The sequence below is a fragment of the Caballeronia sp. LZ035 genome (genome assembly GCF_031451175.1).
Lineage (GTDB): Bacteria > Pseudomonadota > Gammaproteobacteria > Burkholderiales > Burkholderiaceae > Caballeronia.
The window spans coordinates 578065-598593 of the sequence record NZ_JARUXS010000001.1; the positions used below are offsets into that span (position 1 = coordinate 578065).

The 20529-nt window shown below is 63.6% G+C and carries 19 protein-coding genes; 9 read left to right on the plus strand and 10 right to left on the minus strand.

The window, feature by feature from the left end:
* Nucleotides 1-26 precede the first annotated feature (26 nt).
* The 8 genes from ptsN to kdsD all read right to left on the minus strand — a co-directional run bounded on the left by ptsN (nt 27) and on the right by kdsD (nt 6738).
* On the minus strand, nt 27-482 hold the full coding sequence (ptsN, locus tag QCE88_RS02810; RefSeq protein WP_309898979.1) for a PTS IIA-like nitrogen regulatory protein PtsN: 456 nt from the start codon (nt 480-482) through the stop codon (nt 27-29).
* 399 nt (nt 483-881) lie between these two features.
* Entirely contained in the window at nt 882-1241 is a 360-nt protein-coding gene (gene hpf / locus QCE88_RS02815; protein ID WP_309807131.1) for a ribosome hibernation-promoting factor, HPF/YfiA family, read from the minus strand.
* Between the two features lie 181 nt (nt 1242-1422).
* Nucleotides 1423-2940 (minus strand): RNA polymerase factor sigma-54, encoded by a 1518-nt coding sequence (locus tag QCE88_RS02820; protein WP_309898981.1) that lies wholly within the window; start codon nt 2938-2940, stop codon nt 1423-1425.
* A 143-nt stretch (nt 2941-3083) separates the two neighbouring features.
* Nucleotides 3084-3851: an LPS export ABC transporter ATP-binding protein gene (lptB, locus tag QCE88_RS02825; protein WP_309898983.1), complete on the minus strand. Its 768-nt coding sequence runs from the start codon at nt 3849-3851 to the stop codon at nt 3084-3086.
* 11 nt (nt 3852-3862) lie between these two features.
* Complete coding sequence (gene lptA, locus QCE88_RS02830; RefSeq protein ID WP_309898985.1) at nt 3863-4558, minus strand: lipopolysaccharide transport periplasmic protein LptA; 696 nt, start codon at nt 4556-4558, stop codon at nt 3863-3865.
* Nucleotides 4559-4587: 29 nt separating this feature from the next.
* Nucleotides 4588-5190: an LPS export ABC transporter periplasmic protein LptC gene (gene lptC / locus QCE88_RS02835; protein ID WP_309898987.1), complete on the minus strand. Its 603-nt coding sequence runs from the start codon at nt 5188-5190 to the stop codon at nt 4588-4590.
* Nucleotides 5191-5194: 4 nt separating this feature from the next.
* Nucleotides 5195-5734 carry an HAD family hydrolase gene (locus tag QCE88_RS02840; protein WP_309903351.1) on the minus strand — a complete coding sequence of 180 codons (540 nt, stop codon included), beginning with the start codon at nt 5732-5734 and terminating at the stop codon, nt 5195-5197.
* A 20-nt stretch (nt 5735-5754) separates the two neighbouring features.
* Nucleotides 5755-6738 (minus strand): arabinose 5-phosphate isomerase KdsD, encoded by a 984-nt coding sequence (gene kdsD / locus QCE88_RS02845; protein ID WP_309898989.1) that lies wholly within the window; start codon nt 6736-6738, stop codon nt 5755-5757.
* Between the two features lie 161 nt (nt 6739-6899).
* Between kdsD and QCE88_RS02850 the strand changes: the two genes are divergently transcribed.
* From QCE88_RS02850 to purU, 5 genes are all read left to right on the plus strand, one after another.
* On the plus strand, nt 6900-8894 hold the full coding sequence (locus QCE88_RS02850; RefSeq protein ID WP_309898991.1) for a cation:proton antiporter: 1995 nt from the start codon (nt 6900-6902) through the stop codon (nt 8892-8894).
* A 66-nt stretch (nt 8895-8960) separates the two neighbouring features.
* Nucleotides 8961-9527: an adenine phosphoribosyltransferase gene (locus QCE88_RS02855; RefSeq protein ID WP_309898993.1), complete on the plus strand. Its 567-nt coding sequence runs from the start codon at nt 8961-8963 to the stop codon at nt 9525-9527.
* Nucleotide 9528: 1 nt separating this feature from the next.
* Nucleotides 9529-10143 (plus strand): LysE family translocator, encoded by a 615-nt coding sequence (locus QCE88_RS02860; protein WP_309898995.1) that lies wholly within the window; start codon nt 9529-9531, stop codon nt 10141-10143.
* Between the two features lie 18 nt (nt 10144-10161).
* A complete protein-coding gene (locus QCE88_RS02865) occupies nt 10162-11019 on the plus strand; it encodes a DUF4743 domain-containing protein (RefSeq protein ID WP_309898997.1) in 858 nt (285 codons plus the stop codon).
* Between the two features lie 31 nt (nt 11020-11050).
* Nucleotides 11051-11920 carry a formyltetrahydrofolate deformylase gene (purU, locus tag QCE88_RS02870; protein ID WP_309899000.1) on the plus strand — a complete coding sequence of 290 codons (870 nt, stop codon included), beginning with the start codon at nt 11051-11053 and terminating at the stop codon, nt 11918-11920.
* 74 nt (nt 11921-11994) lie between these two features.
* On the opposite strand, the gene QCE88_RS02875 is transcribed toward purU, so the two are convergent.
* The gene (locus tag QCE88_RS02875; protein WP_309899002.1) at nt 11995-13086 is read right to left on the minus strand and encodes a hypothetical protein; all 1092 of its coding nucleotides are present in this window, start codon (nt 13084-13086) and stop codon (nt 11995-11997) included.
* A gap of 121 nt (nt 13087-13207) precedes the next feature.
* Nucleotides 13208-16081: an excinuclease ABC subunit UvrA gene (gene uvrA, locus QCE88_RS02880; protein WP_309899004.1), complete on the minus strand. Its 2874-nt coding sequence runs from the start codon at nt 16079-16081 to the stop codon at nt 13208-13210.
* A 428-nt stretch (nt 16082-16509) separates the two neighbouring features.
* Between uvrA and QCE88_RS02885 the strand changes: the two genes are divergently transcribed.
* From QCE88_RS02885 to QCE88_RS02900, 4 genes are all read left to right on the plus strand, one after another.
* Complete coding sequence (locus QCE88_RS02885; protein WP_309899007.1) at nt 16510-17712, plus strand: MFS transporter; 1203 nt, start codon at nt 16510-16512, stop codon at nt 17710-17712.
* A 132-nt stretch (nt 17713-17844) separates the two neighbouring features.
* Nucleotides 17845-18375: a single-stranded DNA-binding protein gene (locus QCE88_RS02890; RefSeq protein WP_309899009.1), complete on the plus strand. Its 531-nt coding sequence runs from the start codon at nt 17845-17847 to the stop codon at nt 18373-18375.
* 550 nt (nt 18376-18925) lie between these two features.
* Nucleotides 18926-19573 (plus strand): response regulator transcription factor, encoded by a 648-nt coding sequence (locus QCE88_RS02895; RefSeq protein WP_309899011.1) that lies wholly within the window; start codon nt 18926-18928, stop codon nt 19571-19573.
* Between the two features lie 109 nt (nt 19574-19682).
* A complete protein-coding gene (locus tag QCE88_RS02900; RefSeq protein ID WP_309899013.1) occupies nt 19683-20390 on the plus strand; it encodes a response regulator transcription factor in 708 nt (235 codons plus the stop codon).
* Nucleotides 20391-20529: the final 139 nt, after the last annotated feature.

Here is a 20529-nt window from a genome sequence, read left to right on the forward strand (position 1 = left end):
GCGGCTCCTTCAGGTTCGTGCGGCTATTACGGTTGCCACTGCGTGAGCACTTGATAGAGCGCCTCACGATCTTCTTCCTTGTGCAGACGCTCGCGCGCCTCGCTGTCGGAGAGCAGTTGCGCGATCTCCGAGAGAATTTCCAGATGTTGCTGGGTCGCCTGCTCGGGCACGAGCAGGAAGATCAGGAGGGAGACCGGCTGGCCGTCGGGGGACTCGAACGCGACGGGTTCGGACAGTCGCACGAAAGCGGCGAGCGGCTGCTTGAGTCCCTTGATGCGGCCATGAGGAATGGCGACGCCTTCGCCGAGGCCGGTCGAGCCGAGTCTTTCACGAGCGAAGAGGTTGTCGGTGACGATACTGCGGGCGATACCGTTCTGATTTTCGAAGATCAGGCCCGCTTGCTCGAATACACGTTTCTTGCTGGTAACGGACAGTCCGAGAACGACGTTCTCGATGGGAAGAAATTTGGCTAGGCGATTCATGTTGGCAGGCTGATGCGTGGCCTGATAGCTCCTCATCGTGGCTGCTGTCTGAAAGCGCTCACGGCGATGTGAAACGGAAAGTGCGCTGACGGCGGTTCCCTGCAGCGTGCCGGTCGTGTGGCCCCGAAAATTACCGGACCATTATAGAACAGGCCTTACCGCGATGGTGCGCCGCGCAAACGTACGGTTGGCGATCCAATGTGCAGTACAAAACACTGAAAATCAATGGCTTGGGTGAATCACAGCCAAAATGCAACAAAAAAGCCGCCCGGCAAGGCGGCTTCTGTTCGGTACCACTCCGTCAGGCGCGTGTCAGACGATTCGAGGTTTTCCTCCAAATGTACCCGCCGTCATTCGGGCGGCGGGCCTGCCGGAGTTTGGCCGATGCGTTCATCAGTATTACGGCGACGGCGCTTCGATGCTCTGCGGCTCCGCGTGGTACTTCACTGATTCGTGTGCGTGGCCCTGGATCTTGTCCTTGTGCTTGATGACCTGGCGGTCGAGCTTGTCGACCATCAGGTCGATTGCCGCGTACATATCAGCGTCACAACTCTCGATGAAAATATCCTTGCCCTTCAGGTGCAGGTTGATTTCCGCCTTTTGGCGCTTGTCCTTTTCCCTATGATTGTCGACCGAGAGGACAACGTTGCCGTCGATAACTTGATCGAAATGACGGAGCACCCTGTCCAGCTTCGTGATCACGTACTCGCGCAACGCAGGCGTCAATTCGAGGTGATGTCCGCTGATCTTCAGATTCATAGTTGCTCTCCAAGCTAGTGGCCGTGTGCCACGAAGCTCGTCCGATGCCGGTCGCGGTGCGATCCCTCAGCGCTTCAGTGGAATGCGCTAGGAAAACGGGTCGCATCGGCCGGCTCGTACGCGCGTTCGCGGGACGGCCGGTCAACGCCCATCGCAATATGCAATGGACTACAGAGACGGGTCATAGAGACTTGCGCAGATTCACTGCCGGAATTCGGAGCGCTTCGCGGTATTTGGCTACGGTGCGGCGCGCAACCACGAATCCTTGTTCCGCCAGCAATTCGGCGATGCGGCTGTCTGAAAGAGGAGTTTTGGGTTCTTCCGCTCCTATCAGTTGCTTGATGAGGGCCCGGATCGCCGTGGACGATGCCGCGCCTCCTGTGTCGGTCGAGACGTGTGAGCCGAAGAAGAACTTGAACTCCAGCGTCCCGAACGGGGTGAGCATGTATTTCCCGGTGGTCACACGAGAAACCGTCGACTCGTGTAAACCCAGCGTATCAGCAATCTCCCGCAAAACCAAGGGGCGCATGGCGATTTCGCCATGTGCAAAAAAGTTCTTCTGACGCTCGACGATAGCCTGTGCAACACGCAGGATCGTCTCGAATCTTTGCTGAATATTCTTGATCAGCCAGCGTGCTTCCTGAAGCTGTTGGCGGAGCGAACCGCTGCCCGGATCGCCACGGTTGTTGCGCAAGATATTCGCGTACAGATGGTTGATGCGCAGCTTCGGCACGATCTCTGGATTCAGTTCGGCGGTCCAGCCGCCGGTGGTCTTCCTGACCAGGATATCCGGCACCACGAAGTCCGCCTCGCTCTTGCCATACGCCGCGCCCGGAAACGGCTCCAACGACTTGATCAGCACGTGCGCGTCCCGCAGCGCGTCGTCGCTGGCCTTGAGCTGCTTGCGCAGCCGCGTGAAGTCGCGCGCGGCGAGCAGTTCGAGATGGTTCGTGACGATGTCCAGCGCCAGCGTGCGCGTAGGCGACGCGTCCAGCCGCAGCAATTGCAGCTTCAGACATTCCGACGCCGACCGTCCGCCGACGCCCGACGGATCGAAACTCTGCAGCAACGCGAGTGCCGCGCTCAATTCGTCGACTTCGACTTCGAGCTCGTCGGGCAGGTCGGCCTGGATTTCATCGAGCGACGAAGTCAGATAACCGTCTTCGTCGAGCGACTCGATCAGAAACGTGATCAACGCGCGATCCCGCTGATTCGCCGACGTCATGCGCAACTGCGCAGTCAGGTGATCGCGCAGCGTGGTGGTGGATTCGTGGATCTGCAGCGGCGGAAGGTCGTCGTCGTCCGAGGCGTTGCTCGAGCGGCCGTAGTCTTCCAGATTCCACGAGCTCGTGTCCGAGTTGCTGTCCGAGCCCATGCCGTTGTACTCGTCGACACCCTGAGGCTCGCTGTTCTCCGAGCGTTCGGAACTGGACGTGCTGGAGGACGAGCCGTTGCTCATCATCGAGTCGCCCGGAGTGCTGGACGACGCCGGAGCCGCGATGAGCGAACCGTCCGCCGCCACCCGCAGCGGGCTGGCGATCCAGTCGTCTTCGTTCTCGAGGAGCGGATTCTGGGAGATCGCCATGGCGACCTCCTGCTGCAATTCGAGCGTTGACAACTGCAGCAGCCGGATCGACTGCTGCAGTTGCGGGGTCAGCGCAAGATGCTGCGAGAGGCGGAGTTGGAGGCTGGCTTTCATGGCAAGGTTTTCTTCATTGTAGAGAGTTTGCCACGCGCGCGAAACCTCGCGGCGAATCCAGAAAGACACGTGCCGCCCGAGGGGCGGCACGTAAGTTTTGCTGCTTGCACTTCACGCTGCGCGTGTCATGCGCGGTAAAGCGGTCACATGCGGAAGTGTTCGCCGAGATAGACGCGCCGCACGTTCTCATTCTCGATGATCTCGCCCGGCGCACCGGCCGCGAGCACGCTGCCGTCGCTGATGATATACGCGTGATCGCAAATGCCGAGCGTTTCGCGGACGTTATGGTCCGTAATCAGCACGCCGATGTTGCGCTGTTTCAGGAACTTCACGATCTTCTGGATTTCCAGCACGGCGATCGGATCGACGCCCGCAAACGGTTCATCGAGCAGAATGAAGCTCGGATTGGTTGCGAGCGCGCGCGCAATTTCCACGCGCCGGCGTTCGCCGCCCGACAGCGACAGCGCCGGGTTCTCGCGCAAATGCGCGATCTGCAGTTCGTCGAGCAGTGCTTCGGCGCGCTGCGTGATGGCGTCCCGGGACAGGCGCTTGCCGGTCTCGTCGGTCTGCAACTCGAGCACCGCACGAATGTTCTGCTCGACCGTGAGCTTGCGGAACACCGACGCTTCCTGAGGCAGATACGACAGGCCAAGATGGGCGCGCTGATGAATCGGAAGCAGGCTGATCGAGTTGCCGTCGAGTTGGATTTCGCCGGCGTCGAGCGGCACCAGGCCGACGATCATGTAGAACGAAGTCGTCTTGCCCGCGCCGTTCGGCCCCAGCAGGCCGACCACTTCGCCGCTTTTGACGTCGAGCGAGACGTCCTTCACGACCGTGCGCGAGCCGTAACGCTTCTTCAGATTGCGGACGACGAGCGAGCTCGACTGGCCTTCCGGCTGACGGTGGGGCATGGCGGGCGCGTTCACTGCTGCGGCGTTCCTTGAATGGTGTTCGACGGCGTCAGCGTGGCCGGCGGGCCGTTCAGCGGCGCGGCGCCGCCAGAACGCGGCGCAAGCATGGCGCGCACGCGGCCGCCCGGATTGCCGGGACCCGCGACGTCCTTGCCGGCGCTCGCCGTGTAGAAGTCTTTCTGACCGTCGTAGGTGATGACGCTGCCGTGCACTTCGTCCTGTACGTTCGTCAGGCCTTGCAGGCGGCGCACGGTGGCGCGCGTCGTGAGTTTCGTGAAATCGTTCTTGCCGTCGTAATCGATGCGCACCGCGTTGCCGTCGATGTACTCGTTGACACCGTCGCGCTTCTGGCGGAAGTACGAAAGATTGTTGCCGGTGGAGGTGCCGGTTGCGTACTGATAGCCTTGCGGATCCTGGGTGACCTCGACGCGGTCGGCCTTGATGACGATCGTCCCTTTGGTCGCGACGACGTGGCCGGTGAAGATGTTCTTCTGGTTGAGGTCGTCATACGACATGTTGTCCGCTTCGATGTTGAGCGGCTTGTCCTGGTCGGCCTTTTCCGCATGCGCGGGCGCTGCCGTCAACGCGACGAAGGCCGCGAGGGCGGCGCACAGCACGGCTCCCGGGAGTCGCGGGAAGCGCGCAATGAAGCGCGCGTGCGTGGCGCGCGCGGGGCCGCCATCGGGACGGGGGAACCTTTCGTTCATGCAGTCACAATTCGGATGGGAGTGCCGGGTCACTTGGATGCGCCGCCCTTGATGTCCGATGCGGCGATCGAGCCGCGCACGTTACCGAAGAGCTTCATTTCCCGGGTCACATTGTTGTAGTTCATGCCATCGGCCGTCATTACGGACGGGCCGCGCTGAAGTCTAACCGGTTTTTCCGTTTCGATGACATCATCGTTCACCAGCACGCGAAAATGCTGCGAATCCGCCTGCATCTGCGGATCTCCGTAACCGGCGGCACGCAGGATCCGGGCGTTGTCATAGAGATTGACGACCGAGACGTCGCCGTTGACCGTGCCGCGCTGCGCGGTGGCCGTGACCGTCGGTTTCTGCGGCTGGAACATGCGCAGCGCAGGCAGCGTCAGGTCGCTGATTTCATCGTCTTCATAGTGAACCATCGACTTCGCCGTCAGACGATATTGCGTCGAGCCGGTTGCGTCGAGTTCAGACACCGAGAAGTTGTTCGCGAAATAGTCGGGTGTATGGCGCTTCGGCTGCTCCGGCGCCTGCGCCGCCGGCGGCAGCGTGGCCTGCAACAGCCAGTAGGTGACGCCCGCGAGCGCGGCCATCGCGAGGAGCGGCAGCAGTGAGGCGACTTTTCCGGGACGCTGCATGGCGTCAGCCCCCGAGCGCCGCGGCGAGCAGGTCGTCGTAGCGGTGTTGCGCGCGCAGGATCGCGTCGCAGACCTCGCGCACCGCGCCGTGGCCGCCGCGCGACTGCGCCACCCAGTGCACGCGCTGGATCACGTCTGGATGCGCGTTCGCCGGCGCGGCCGCGAAGCCGCAGCGGCGCATCACGGCCAGATCCGGCCAGTCGTCGCCCATGTAGCCGCAGTCGCCGGCCGCGATGCCGGTCTTCTCGAGCAGTTCAGCCAGCGCGACTGTCTTGTCCGCCACGCCCTGATACAGATGCGTGATGCCCAGTTCCTTCGCGCGCGCCGCGACGATGCCGGACTGGCGGCCCGTGATGATCGCCGTCTGCACGCCGCACGACTGCAGCATCTTCACACCGTGGCCGTCGAGCGAATTGAACGACTTCATCGCGTCGCCCTCGGCGGTGAAGTAAAGACTGCCGTCGGTGAAGACGCCGTCGACGTCGAACACCATCAGACGGAGACGGCTTGCGCGCTCGGCGGCGCTTGCGCCGGCCGACGGCATGGAGGACGGCTGCTGCGCCATCAGATCACCTTCTTGGAAAAGAGGTCATGCATGTTCAGTGCGCCGATCAGCGTCGCGTCGGCGTCCACGACCAGCATCTGATTGATGCGATAACGCTCCATCAGTTCCACGGCCTCGACCGCGAGATGATCCGGCGCGATGGTCTGCGGATGACGGGTCATGACATCCGCGATGCGCAGCGAGCGAAAATCGCCATCGCGTTGCAGGATCCGGCGCAGGTCGCCATCGGTGAAGATGCCATGCACGCGCTGCTCGCCGTCGATCACGGCGGTCATGCCCATGCGCTTGTCCGTGATCTGGAACAGTGCGTCCGAAACGGTTGCATCGAGTGAGACACGCGGCACTTCGTCGCCGGTGCGCATGACGTCGCGCACGTAGGTCAGCAGGCGCCGGCCGAGTGCGCCGCCCGGATGCGAACGCGCGAAGTCTTCGGGGCCGAAGCCGCGCGCGTCGAGCACGGCGACGGCGAGCGCGTCGCCGAGCGCCATCGCGGCGGTGGTGCTGGCGGTGGGCGCGAGATTCATCGGGCACGCTTCCTTGTCGACGCGTGCGTTGAGATGCATGTCCGCCAGTTGCGCGAGACTCGATTCGGGACGCCCGGTAATGGCGATCAGTTTTGCGCCAAGACGCTTGATGAGCGGCAAAATGGCAACGAGTTCTTCCGTTTCGCCGGAGTTAGACAGCGCGATGAAAATGTCGTCAGCGGTGACCATGCCGAGGTCGCCGTGGCTGGCTTCGGCAGGATGCACGAAGAAGGCGGGCGTGCCGGTGCTGGCGAGCGTCGCAGCGAACTTGCGCGCGACATGTCCCGACTTGCCGATGCCCGACACGACCACGCGGCCGCGGCAGCCGAGCAGGACTTCGACCGCGTTGATGAAGTTTTCGTCGAGAAGAGGAGAGAGGCCGCGAACGGCGTCGGCTTCGATCTGAATTACATCGCGAGCCAGCGCCAGCGCCCGGTCGCCATTGATTTTCGCTATCATGCGCGGAGTATAGCAAAGGCGATTCTCTGCCGCGCCGCCCGGCGCGTGGCGCGCCGCCGCCTATCCGCCCCCGCGAGCCCCGCCGTCCCGGGCTCTTCCAAGACGCCGCAGCGCAAGGTCGCACGCGCTGCCGCACACTGCCGAACGAGGACGCTAGACGGATGATTTCTCCGCTCGAAATGACGTTGCTGCTGCTGCTGTGTTCAGTGGCGGGCGTCGTGGTATTTCGCTATTTCAATCTGCCGCCGATGCTCGGCTATCTGACGGTCGGCATCATCGTGGGCCCGCACGCGGCGGGCATCGCGCCGGATACGGACCGCGCGCAGCACCTCGCCGAATTCGGCGTCGTGTTCCTGATGTTCTCCATCGGCCTCGAGTTTTCGCTGTCGAAACTGCGCTCGATGCGGCGCATCGTGTTCGGCCTCGGCGCGAGCCAGGTCGGAGCCACCATCGCGCTGGCCATGATCTTCGGCTGGATCGCGCATTTCTGGATCGAGATGTCGTGGGAGGCGAGCTTCGCGCTGGGCGGCGCGCTGTCGATGTCGTCCACGGCGATCGTCAGCAAGCTGCTCGCCGAGCGGCTCGAGCTCGAATCGGAGCACGGCCGCAACATCTTCGGCGTGCTGCTGTTCCAGGATCTGGCCGTGGTGCCGCTGCTCATCATCATCGCGGCGCTCGGCAACGGCAACTCGTCGCAACTGGCGATGTGGCTCGGCATCGCGGCGGTGAAGATCGTCGTCGCGCTGACGGTGCTGCTGTTCATCGGCCAGAAGTTCATGACGCGCTGGTTCGACCTGGTCGCGCGGCGCCGCTCGCAAGAACTGTTCATGCTGAACCTCTTGCTGGTGACGCTCGGCGCGGCCTTCATCACGGATAAATTTGGCCTCTCGCTCGCGCTGGGCGCGTTCATCGCCGGGATGCTGATTGCCGAGACGCCTTACCGGCATCAGGTGGAAGAAGACATCAAGCCGTTCCGCGACGTGCTGCTCGGCCTGTTCTTCGTGACCACGGGCATGCTGCTGAACCCGCGCGTGATCTGGGAGCATCCGTTCCTGGTGCTCGGTTTCTTCATCGTGCCGATCCTGCTCAAGGCCGTGATGATCACCGCGCTGTCACGCGCGTTCGGCGCGCCGCAGGGCGTCGCGATGCGCACCGGTCTCGGCCTGGCGCAGGCGGGCGAGTTCGGCTTCGTGCTGTTGAACCTGATCCTGGATTCGCATCTGGTCGACTCCACCATCCTCCAGGCAATCCTCGCCGCGATGTTGCTGTCCATGCTCGCCGCGCCGTTCATCATCCAGAACGCGGACCGGATCGTGCTGCGGCTGTCATCGACGGAATGGATGCTGCAATCGTTGCAGATGACCAAGATCGCGACGCAGAGCCTCAAGCAGAGCGGCCACGTGATCATCTGCGGTTACGGCCGGGCCGGGCAGAACCTCGCGCGCATGCTGGAGCAGGAAGGCATCTCGTACGTGGCGCTGGACCTGGATCCGGACCGCGTCGCGGCGGCCGCGGCGGCGGGCGAATCCGTGGTGTTCGGCGACGCCGGGCGGCGCGAGTCGCTGCTGGCGGCGGGCCTGCATCGTGCCGCGACGGTGGCGATCACCTATGCGAACACGCCGTCGGCGATGCGCGTGCTGCACAACATCCACGAACTTGCCCCGACCTTGCCGGTGATCGTGCGCACCGTCGACGACGCCGATCTGGAAAAGCTCACGGCCGCGGGCGCGACCGAGGTGATCCCGGAGATCGTGGAAGGGAGTTTGATGCTGGCGTCGCACACGCTGGTGCTGATGGGCGTGCCGATGCGGCGCGTGGTGCGGCGCGTCGAGGAAATGCGCGATGCGCGCTACAGCCTGCTGCGCGGCTACTTCCACGGCGCCGACGATGACGACGACGACGATAGTCACGAGCAGGTCCGGCTACAATCCGTACCGATCGACGCGAACTCGGAGGCGGTCGGCCATTCGCTCGACGAACTGGGGCTGGTCGGCCGCGGGGTCGAGGTGACGGCGATCCGGCGTCACGGTATCCGGGGTGTCGCGCCTGATCCTGAAACCAAGTTGCGCGCCAACGACATCGTCGTGCTGCGTGGCCTGCCCGAAAAGCTGGCACAGGCCGAGGAACGGCTCTCGCGACATCGTCGGGCGGCGTAATTTCCTCTTGTTCTTCCTTTCTGTCACGGGCGAGCGCGGCCTCACGGCGCGAACACCGGAGAAATCATGTCCATTTCCTCTTCGAACGCCGGGCGCGATGCTGCGCGTTTCATCAAGGAGCGCGTGCGCACCGTCGAGAACTGGCCGCAGGCCGGCGTGCAGTTCCGGGACATCACGCCCGTGCTGCAGGACCGCCGCGCGCTGCGCACGCTGATCGACCTGTTCGTGCAGCGCTATATCGACGAGGACATCAATGTCATTGCCGGCATGGACGCGCGGGGTTTCATCATCGGGCCGATTCTGGCGTATGAGCTGAGCCTCGGCTTCGTGCCGATCCGCAAGCAGGGCAAGCTGCCGTACCGGACGCTGTCGCAGTCGTACGAGCTCGAATACGGCCACGCGACCGTCGAGATTCACGAGGACGCCTGCAAGCCGGGCGACCGCGTCGTGATCGTCGACGATCTGGTCGCGACCGGCGGCACGATGATGGCCGGCAAGATCCTGCTCGAACGGCTCGGCGCCGAAGTGGTCGAGGCGGCGGCGATCATCGACCTGCCGGACCTCGGCGGCTCGAAGCTCCTGCGCGACAACGGCGTGCCGCTCTACACCGTGTGCGAGTTCGGGGGACATTGAGATGCCCCACTTCCTGCTGTTTCTCGCGGCGTCGGTGGCGATCACCGTCGCGCCCGGACCGGACAACCTGCAAGTGCTCGCGCGCGGCATTTCGCAGGGACGGCTCGCCGGACTCGTCGCCGCGCTGGGCTTCGCCTGCGGCGTGCTGTTCCACACGACGCTCGCAGCGCTCGGCGTGGCTGCACTGCTGCGCTCGTCGCCGCTCGCGTTCCAGGCCGTGAAGCTCGCGGGCGCGGCCTATCTGGTGTGGATCGGCATCAAGGCTTTGCGCAGCCACGGGCTCGCCAACGCGCATCAACGTCCACGTCAGCCGCTCGCGACAGTGTTCCGCCAGAGCGTGATCGGCAATCTGCTGAATCCCAAGGTCACGCTGTTCTTCATCGTGTTCCTGCCGCAGTTCGTCGATCCGCATGGCGCGCAAAGCGTGATGCTGCAAATGTTCGAACTCGGCGGCGTGTTCATGCTGCAGACAGTGGTCGTGTTCTCGCTGTTCGGCATCGGCGCGGGCATGATCGGCGCGTGGCTTGCGCGCCGGCCGCGCGTCGGCGTCTGGCTCGACCGCCTCGCGGGCGTGACCTTCATTGCGCTCGGCATTCGCGTCGCGTTGCGCGACTGACCCGCTTATTCTTCGCTCATGACTCTGCCCGCCATCCACGCGGCGCGCCGTTTCGACGCCGCCGCGCACGCTCCATTCCTTATCGGTGATGAACGAGTCGGCTGGATCCGCCATGCCGATGTCGCCGCACTGCGCCGCTGGCCCGAAGTGTTCCAGTTCGACGCCGCCGCGATACGCCTGCAACCCACGCTCGCCGATGTGAACACACGCAGCGCGGCGCTCGGCGCGGTGATCGGCGCGCTGTACGCCGAAGGCCGGATTCCCGGCTGGCGCGACGAAACCTACGCGATCCGCAATGACTTCGACGCCGCGCCGCTCGCGTTCATCGAACGGGCGGCGTCGCGCTTCTTCGGCACGATGACCTACGCGGTGCATCTGAACGGCATCGTAAAATACGCGGACCGCGCGCCGGAACTGTGGATCGCGCGCCGCAGCGACACCAAGGCGACCGACCCCGGCATGCTCGACAACGTCGTTGCGGGCGGTATCGGCTGGGGACTCGGCCTGATGCCGACGCTCGTGAAGGAATGCTGGGAAGAGGCCGGCATGAGCGCCGGACTTGCCCAGACCGCCGAGCCTGGCCGCACCTTGCATGTGCTGCAATCGCTGCCCGAAGGCACGCAGGCCGAACAGATCTTCGTCTACGACCTTCTTCTGCCGCCCGATTTCGCGCCGCGCAACCAGGACGGCGAAGTCGGCGAACACCGGCTCGCGCGCATCGCGGACGTCGCACGCTGGATAGAAGAGGGTGCGTTCACGGTCGATGCCAGTCTCGCCACGCTGGATTGCATGCTGCGCCGCCAGTGGATCGACGAAGACGCGTGCGAGGGCATCGACGCGCTGTTCGCGCCGCTCGCCGTGGACCGGGCGCGGTGAACATCAAGAATCCAATGAACGAGGACAGGTCATGTCGACCGAACATAGCTTTTATCTGAAACTGTCGTGCCCGGATCGTCCGGGAATCGTCCATGCCGTGTCGGGCTTCCTGTTCAATCTCGGCGCCAATATCCTCGACTCCGCGCAGTTCGGCGACAGCCGCACCGGCGAATTCTTCATGCGCGTGCATTTCCAGGAAGTCGGCGGCGACCCGGGCATCGACGCGCTGCGCACGTCCTTCAGCACACTCGCCGACGAGTTCGGCATGCGCTGGGAGTTGCACGACGCATCGGTGAAGCCGCGCGTGGTCATCATGGTGTCGAAGATCGGCCACTGCCTGAACGACCTGCTGTTCCGCTATCGCACCGGCCAGTTGCAGATCGAGATTCCGGCGATCGTGTCCAATCACAAGGATTTCTACCAGCTCGCGGCGAGCTACGACATTCCGTTCCATCACTTGCCGCTGCTGAAGTCCACGCCCGAAGGCAAGGCCGCGCAGGAAAAGCGCGTGCTGGAAATCGTCGAGCAGCACGACACCGATCTCGTCGTGCTCGCGCGTTACATGCAGATTCTTTCGCCCGAACTGTGCGACCAGCTCGCCGGCCGCGCAATCAACATCCATCACTCGTTCCTGCCGAGCTTCAAGGGCGCGAAGCCGTATTACCAGGCGTTCGACCGCGGCGTGAAACTGATTGGCGCGACCGCGCACTATGTCACGTCGGATCTCGATGAAGGCCCGATCATCGAACAGGAAGTGGAGCGCGTGGACCACAACATGACGCCGGAGCAACTGACGGCGATCGGCCGCGACGTCGAATGCGTGACGCTCGCGCGCGCGGTGAAGTGGCATGCGGAGCATCGCATCCTGCTCAACGGACACAAGACGGTCGTGTTCCGCTGATTCGCCGGCTGCCTCCAGAAAGCACAACGCCCGCAAGGTATGTCTTGCGGGCGTTTTCTTTTCGGGCTCCAGGATTACACGAGCCGCAAGTAGATCAGCTCGCGCTTGATGTAGCCGTAAAAGATCGGCGCGGCGATGACGCCCGGAATGCCGAAGGCAGCTTCCATCGCGAGCATGGCCAGCAGCAGTTCCCAGGCGCGCGCCTCGATCTGGCCGCCGATGATGCGTGCATTCAGGAAGTATTCGAGCTTGTGGATCAGGATCAGGAACGCGAGCGACGCCACCGCCGTACCGAACGATACCGATAGCGAAATCCCGACGATAATCGTGTTCGAGATCAGATTGCCGATCACTGGCATCAGGCCGACGATGAAGGTGAGCAGAACCAGCGTTTTCGACAGCGGCAGCCGTTCGTGGAACAGCGGCAGCGCGACCAGCAAATAAAGCGCGGTGAACACGGCGTTGATCGCCGAGATCTTGATCTGCGCGAACACGATGCGGCGGAAGGCGTCGGAGAAGCGCGACACGCGGGCGACGAGCGCAGTGGACAGCGGCAGCCGATGATGCGCGGTGCGCGGCGCGCTGACCGCAATGATCGCCCCGACGATCATGCCGATCACGATATGCCCGAAGCCGCGCGCCATTTCCTTGCCGCCTTGCTGGAGCATTTCGGCGTGCTTGTGCATCAGCTCGGTAGCTTTGTCCTTCATCTGCCCGGCATCGACCGGAAGATAGTTCGCGAGCCAGTCCGGCACCGAAAGGCGCGCGCTCGACGTGATGCTCATCAACTGGTCGAGCAGTTTTTGCAAACTCGGAAAATCGTGCTCGAGATGCTGAATGGTGGCCATGGTCGCGCCGGTCAGCGCGCCGACGATGATCGCCGAGATCAGCCCGACCGCGATCAGGCGCGCGCCGCGGCTGACGACGTGGCGCTCGATCACCGGCGCGATCATGTGGACCAGCTGGAACACGAGCATGCCCGCGAGCAGCCCGCCGAGCAGTTGCAGCCTGAGTGTGAAAAAGAGTGCTGCGAGCGCCAGCAGGTAGCTGCCGATCTCGACCGCCGACAGCTTCGGCAAACTCATGTCGCTCGTCAGCCTGACGTGGCGCGTGGGCAGGTCCCGCACTCGCGCTTCCTCGTTGGCCGCTTCGTTGCGCTTCGCCATGACTGCGTTCCTTATCCCCTGCTGCTTAACGACGGTTGTCCGCGCCGCGGCGTGCGCGGCTGATTCGACGGCCTGTTGCGCGAGCGGCGCGGCCCCCGGCGCCGTGGCCCGGGGGCGAAACTCACGCCGCCGACTTGGGCCGTTGCAGCAAAGGTGCCAGGTACCTGCCGGTGAAACTCGCCTTCGACTTCGCGACCTGCTCGGGCGTCCCCTGGGCGATGATCTGCCCGCCGCCCGCGCCGCCTTCCGGACCGAGGTCGATGACCCAGTCGGCGGTTTTGATCACGTCCAGATTATGCTCGATGATGACCACCGTGTTGCCCTGATCTCGCAAGCGATGGATGACTTCGAGCAGCAGCGCGATGTCATGAAAGTGCAATCCGGTCGTGGGCTCGTCCAGGATATACAGCGTCCGACCCGTGTCGCGCTTGCTCAGTTCCAGCGAAAGCTTGACGCGCTGGGCTTCGCCGCCCGACAGCGTGGTCGCCGACTGGCCCAGCCGGATGTAGCCGAGACCGACATCGAGCAGCGTCTTCAGCTTGCGCGCGACCACCGGCACCGCCTTGAAGAACTCGTGCGCCGCTTCCACTGTCAGGTCCAGCACCTCGTGGATGTTCTTGCCCTTGTACTGCACTTCCAGCGTTTCGCGGTTGTAGCGCTTGCCGTGACAGACGTCGCAGGGCACGTAGACATCGGGTAGAAAGTGCATTTCCACCTTCAGCACGCCGTCGCCCTGGCAGGATTCGCAGCGTCCGCCCTTGACGTTGAACGAGAAGCGGCCGGGATCGTAGCCGCGCTCCTTGGCCGCCGGCACGCTTGCGAAGAGTTCGCGGATCGGCGTGAACAGGCCCGTGTAGGTGGCCGGATTCGAGCGCGGCGTGCGGCCGATCGGGGATTGATCGACGGCAATCACCTTGTCGAAGTGTTCGAGACCTTCGATCGATTCGTACGGCGCCGGCTCCGTCGCCGAGCCGTACAGATGCTGCGCCACGGCATGCTGGAGCGTGTCGTTGATGAGCGTGGACTTGCCCGATCCCGATACGCCGGTCACGCAGGTCAACAGTCCGACCGGCAGATCCAGCGTGACGCGTTTCAGGTTGTTGCCGTGCGCCTCGACGATGCGCAGCCGCCGTTCGTCCGGCGCGGCGCGCTCGGCCGGATAGCCGATCGTCCGCTTGCCGGAGAGATACTGGCCGGTGATCGAGTTCGGATCCTTCTGCACTTGGACGGGCGTGCCCTGCGCGACCACCACGCCGCCATGCACGCCGGCGCCCGGTCCCATGTCGACCACGTAGTCCGCCATGCGGATCATGTCTTCGTCGTGCTCGACGACGATCACCGAATTACCGATGTCGCGCAGGTGCTTGAGCGTATGGATGAGCCGGTCGTTGTCGCGCTGATGCAGGCCGATGGACGGCTCGTCGAGCACGTACATGACGCCGGTCAGCCCGGAGCCGATCTGCGAGGCCAGCCGGATGCGCTGGGCCTCGCCGCCGGACAGCGTCTCGGCGCTGCGTTCCAGCGACAGGTAATCCAGCCCGACGTTGTTCAGGAACGAGAGCCGCGCGACGATCTCCTTGACGACCTTGTCCGCGATCTCGCCCTTCGCGCCTTCGAGGCGCAGCGTCTGGAAATAGCCGAGCGTGTCGCGCAGCGGCCAGCCGCTGATTTCGTAGATGCCGCGCGCCTGGTCTTCCGTGCCGACCTTGACGAAGCGCGCCTCGCGACGCAGCCGGGTGCCGTCGCAGGCCGGGCAGGGCTGATTGTTCTGGTACTTCGCGAGTTCCTCGCGCACGGCGGCCGAATCGGTCTCGCGGTAACGCCGCTCGAGGTTCGGGATGATGCCCTCGAACGCATGCTCGCGCACCGAGGCGCGCCCGCGCTCGTTGATGTACGAGAACGGAATCGACTGCTTGCCCGAGCCGTACAACAGGATCTTGCGCACTTTCTCGGGCAGATCCTCGAACGGCGCGTCGATCTCGAACTCATAGAACGCCGCGAGACTCTGCAGCATCTGGAAGTAGAACTGGTTGCGCCGGTCCCAGCCCTTCACGGCGCCCGCCGCCAGCGACAGCGACGGATGGGCGACCACCCGCTTCGGATCGAAGAAGGTGATCTGGCCGAGGCCGTCGCATTCGGGACACGCGCCCATCGGGTTGTTGAAGGAGAAGAGGCGCGGCTCGAGTTCCGGCAGCGAGTACGAGCAGATCGGGCACGCGAACTTCGAGCTGAAGAGCTTTTCCTTCTCGGTGTCCATTTCGAGCGCGATGGCGCGGCCATCGGCCAGGCGCAGTGCGGTCTCGAACGATTCCGCGAGCCGCTGCTTCATGTCCGGCCGCACCTTCAGGCGGTCGATGACGACGTCGATCGTGTGCTTGTCGGTCTTCTTGAGCTTCGGCAGCGAATCGACTTCGTAGATCTTCGCGACGCCTTCGTTCGCGGTGCCGCCGCCGGAGCGGATCCGGAAACGGATGAAACCCTGCGCCTGCATTTCTTCGAACAGCTCGACGTGCTCGCCCTTGCGATCCGCCACGACGGGCGCGAGGATCATCAGCTTGGTTTCCTCGGGCAGGGCGAGCGCGGCGTCGACCATTTGCGACACGCTTTGCGCTTCGAGCGGAATCAGGTGATCCGGGCAATACGGCGTGCCGACCCGCGCGTAGAGCAGACGCAGGTAGTCGTGGATTTCCGTGACCGTGCCGACCGTGGAGCGGGGATTGTGCGACGTTGCCTTCTGTTCGATGGAAATGGCGGGCGAGAGCCCTTCGATCAGATCGACGTCCGGCTTTTCCATCAGCTGCAGGAATTGCCGGGCGTACGCCGACAGGCTTTCCACGTAGCGCCGCTGGCCTTCTGCGTAGAGCGTGTCGAACGCCAGCGACGACTTGCCCGACCCGGACAGCCCGGTGATCACGATCAGCTTGTGGCGCGGCAAGTCGAGACTGACATTCTTCAAATTGTGGGTGCGGGCCCCACGAATGCGAATTTCTTCCACGAGTTTGTTCCGGGGTTCTTCGAGTGATCCAGCAGCGGGTTCAGCGTTCTCCGGCGGCTCGGGGCGGGCATGCGGGCAAGCCTCGCAAACCTCATCAGGCAAGCTGCGCTGACGGCGCCGGGCGTAAAGAGAGGGGGGCCAAACCTGCTACTATAACGACTTTTAACGGGCGCGGCCCGGGCTCCCGGAGTGCCAAACTCGTGGAGAACCCGTCGGACGCCCATCAGCAGGCTGGCGCGGGGACTTGCCGGACTGCAGCGCTGTTCAGAGCCAGCGGCGCGGCCGGATCGCGAGGCTTTTCATCCAGCGACGGCAAGCAAAGCAAGCAATGCGTTCCATATAGTGCCGTTTCAAGCAAGAACAAGGCGGCCGTGCCTGGCTGCGCCCCGGGCCAGGCCAGACCCGACTCCTCACCTTTTCCGTTCCTGATGTCCAATCCGTCTGCCACGTCCACACGTCTGTCCGCGCCGGAGCTGCGCGCGACCGTGTCGCTCGCCGCCATTTTCGCGCTGCGCATGCTCGGGCTCTTCATGATCATGCCGGTGTTTTCGATCTACGCGAAAACGCTCCCCGGCGGCGATAACGTGCTGCTCGTCGGCATCGCGCTCGGCGCCTACGGCGTCACCCAGTCGATGCTCTATATCTTCTACGGCTGGGTCTCCGACAAGCTCGGCCGCAAGCCGGTCATCGCCTTCGGGCTGCTGGTGTTCGCGCTCGGCAGCTTCGTCGCGGCAGTGGGGCATTCGATGGCGTGGATCATCGCGGGACGGGTGATCCAGGGCATGGGCGCAGTGTCCTCCGCGGTGATCGCTTTCATCGCGGACCTGACGCACGAAGAGAACCGCACCAAGGCCATGGCGATCGTCGGCGGCAGCATTGGCGTGTCGTTCGCGGTGGCCATCGTCGGCGCGCCGATCGTGTTCCAGTGGGTCGGCATGAGCGGACTGTTCACGGTGATCGGCGCGCTGTCGATCGTCGCGGTCGGCGTGGTGCTGTGGATCGTGCCCGATCCGCCCGCGCATCCCGTCCACGTCAAGGCGCCGTTCGCGGAAGTGCTGCATAACGTCGAACTGTTGCGCCTCAACTTCGGCGTGCTGGTGCTGCACGCCACGCAGACGGCGCTGTTTCTCGTGGTGCCGCGCATTCTCGAAGCCGGCGGGCTGCCGGTGGCGTCGCACTGGAAAATCTACCTGCCGGTGATGGGGCTCGCCTTCGTCATGATGGTTCCGGCCATCATCGTCGCCGAGAAACGTGGAAAAATGAAAGCCGTGATGCTGAGCGCGATTGGTCTTATCCTGATCGGCCAATTGTTATTGGGCGTGGCTCCGCATACGCTGTGGTCGGTGGCCGCCATTCTGTTCGTGTACTTCCTCGGCTTCAACGTACTGGAGGCCTCGCAGCCGTCGCTGGTGTCGAAGCTCGCGCCGGGCACGAGGAAGGGCGCGGCGGCCGGCGTGTACAACACGACACAGTCCATCGGGCTCGCGCTGGGCGGCGTCGTCGGCGGCTGGCTGCTGAAGCTGGACGGGCCGAGCGCGGTGTTCTTCGCGTGTTCAGCGCTGGTGTGCGCCTGGCTGCTGGTCGCGGCCTGGATGAAGCCGCCGCCGCGCCGGAGCCCGCGGGCGGCCTGAGCGCAGTACCGTATTGAATTGAATCAGCGAATCATCGAATCTGGCCGGCGCGCCGCAACCGGATCCGCCCGAGGCGGAATCGCCCGGAGCAGTGCGCGGCCGACAGCAAGCAAGGTATCTACCGGAGAAATCATGGCATCAGTCAACAAGGTCATTCTCGTGGGCAATCTGGGCGCCGACCCCGAAACCCGCTACCTCCCGAGCGGCGACGCCGTGGCCAACATCCGTCTCGCCACCACGGACCGCTACAAGGACAAGGCATCCAACGAGTTCAAGGAATTGACGGAGTGGCATCGCGTTGCGTTCTTCGGCCGGCTGGCGGAAATCGTCAACGAGTACCTGAAGAAGGGCTCGTCGGTGTATATCGAGGGGCGCATCCGCACGCGCAAGTGGACCGATCAGGCGGGACAGGAGCGCTACTCGACCGAGATCGTCGCCGACCAGATGCAGATGCTCGGTGGACGCGGCGGTGCGGGCGGCGGCGATGACGGCGGCTATAGCCGCAGTGCGCCGGCAGAACGCTCCGGTGGTGGCGGCGGCGGCGGGCGGGCGCCTGCGGGTGGGCGCGCGGGCGGTGCCGGCGGTGGCGGTGGTGGCTCGGGCCGCCCGAGCGCGCCGGCCGGCGGCGGCTTCGACGACATGGACGACGATATCCCCTTCTGACATCGCATCGTCGATATGTAGCAATGAACCCCGCCCCGGTGCGGGGTTTTCTTTTTTTAGCGGCGGGTCAAATGACCGGCAAAGCGTCGCAGATGCACGCGATAAGGCCGTTACCTCGCGAATCCGCTTGAGAAATGGCAAGTCGCAGGAACACGGTTTTTTTTATTTTTGCGCCGTCTTCTGAATTTGGGCGTGACTTCTCCCTTTTTTTACCGCGCCGTATTAATCTGTAAACTCATCGGCGACGAAGCGACGCACATTTTTCCATTAGCGGAAAGTAAATGCGGTCAATCGGAATAATCTGATGGTCGTTGGCATACCCGCGCTCTATCTTGAAAGCTAATACCTCGAAATCATCGAAGGAACGGGCATGTCAGCTTTCAAAGTGGCGATACAGCGCTGTTTGGTCAAATGAGCGACGGCTTATAGTTTTTTTAACAGGCAATGATTTCGGATTGATTCCGAATTTCGGGTAAGGCATTGACTTTGATGCAATTCAAAAGCTCGTTCTGACAAGAGCAGTTAATCAGATAAACAGTATGAGGGCCCTTTGAAACTTCGCGTAATGCTGGCCGACGATCATCCCTTCGTCCTTGTCGGGATGAAAGCGTTGCTTGATTCAGACGAGGCAATCGAAGTCGTCGGTCAGGCGAATAACGCGAGCACCTTATTGGCTGAACTCAAGCGTGTCGCTTGCGACGTGCTCGTCACCGACTTCGCCATGCCGGAACACGGCGCGGACGCCAAGGACGGGCTTCGTCTCATCCGCACCGTGCGGGACGATTTCCCGCAAGTCAATGTCGTCGTGCTGACGAGCGTCACGAACGTCGCCATCCTGCGTTCCATTCTGAACGCCGGTGCAATGGGCCTCGTGAACAAGGCCGAGCCTATCGAGTACGTGGCGAGCGCCGTGCGTCATGCCAGCGTCGAACGGCGTTACGTGAGCGCCTCGTTCGCGGCGTCGCTGGCTGAAGCGGGGGCCGAAACCGACTTTCCTTCCGAAACCTTGCCGCTTTCACCGCGGGAGATCGAAGTCGTGCGCCTGTTCGCGCAAGGTCATTCGATCACCGAGATCGCCCGGGAACTCGACCGCGACGTCCGCACCATCAGCCGGCAGAAGCGCGACGCCATGAACAAGCTCGGCGTGCGCAACGATCCCGGCCTGTTCGCCTTCGTGCGCGCACGCGGTTTGAACTGACCGCATGGCTTTTCTGTTCGGCTTTTGCCTGGAGGTTCAGATGCACTACTCCCATCACCATGCTTCGGCATCTGATGCAGGAATCCCGGCGCGTGCAGCGGAGGCGGACATGCACGATGCAAAAACGTCGGTCGTGACGCATCTTGCGGACGAAGCGCTGGTGTTCGCGCACGCCGGCCGCATCCGCCTCGCGATCGCGGACGACCATCCGCTCGTCATTCTCGCCGTCGAGCGGCTCGCCGGGCAATTCCCCAACGTCGAAGTGATGAGCCGCAACGCGAATTCCACCCAGCTCGACGAGTCGCTCGCGCGAACCCGCTGCGACGTGGCGATCGTCGACTTCTACATGCCGGGGGGACGCTTTGGCGAAGGCGTCGAGATGATCCGCCATCTGGCGCAGCGCTATCCCGCGGTGCATCTCGTCGTCCTGTCGCGCAACGGCGACGCTGCGCTCGTCAAGCAGGCGCTGGAAGCTGGCGCACACGCCTTTCTCAGCAAGGAAGACCGGCTCGATCTCATCTACCTGGCCATCGTGTCGGTCCTGGCCAACGAAACCTATCTCGGCCCCACGATCCGCCGCATGCTGACGCTTGCCGATACCGAAAAGCAGGCGCGCTTCATCCGGCAGCGCCTGACGAACCGCGAGCTCGACGTGATCGAACGGTATGCGCGCGGCGCGAACATCACCGAGATCGCACGAGATCTGGAGCGCAGCGTGAAGACGATCAGTGCGCAGAAATGCGCGGCCATGCGCAAGCTGGATCTGTCCTCCGACGCGGCGCTGTTCCGCTTCATCGCGGACAGCGGCTTGATCTGAACGTCAGCGCGAAATGACGGCGCGAAATGACGTCGCTGAATTACGGCCCTGAATTACGGCGCTGAATCACGGCGTGCCCGAGACGCACGCCGTCACAGGGACACGCGTTCGTCCTCGCGGCGCGCGCCGGAGATCCTCA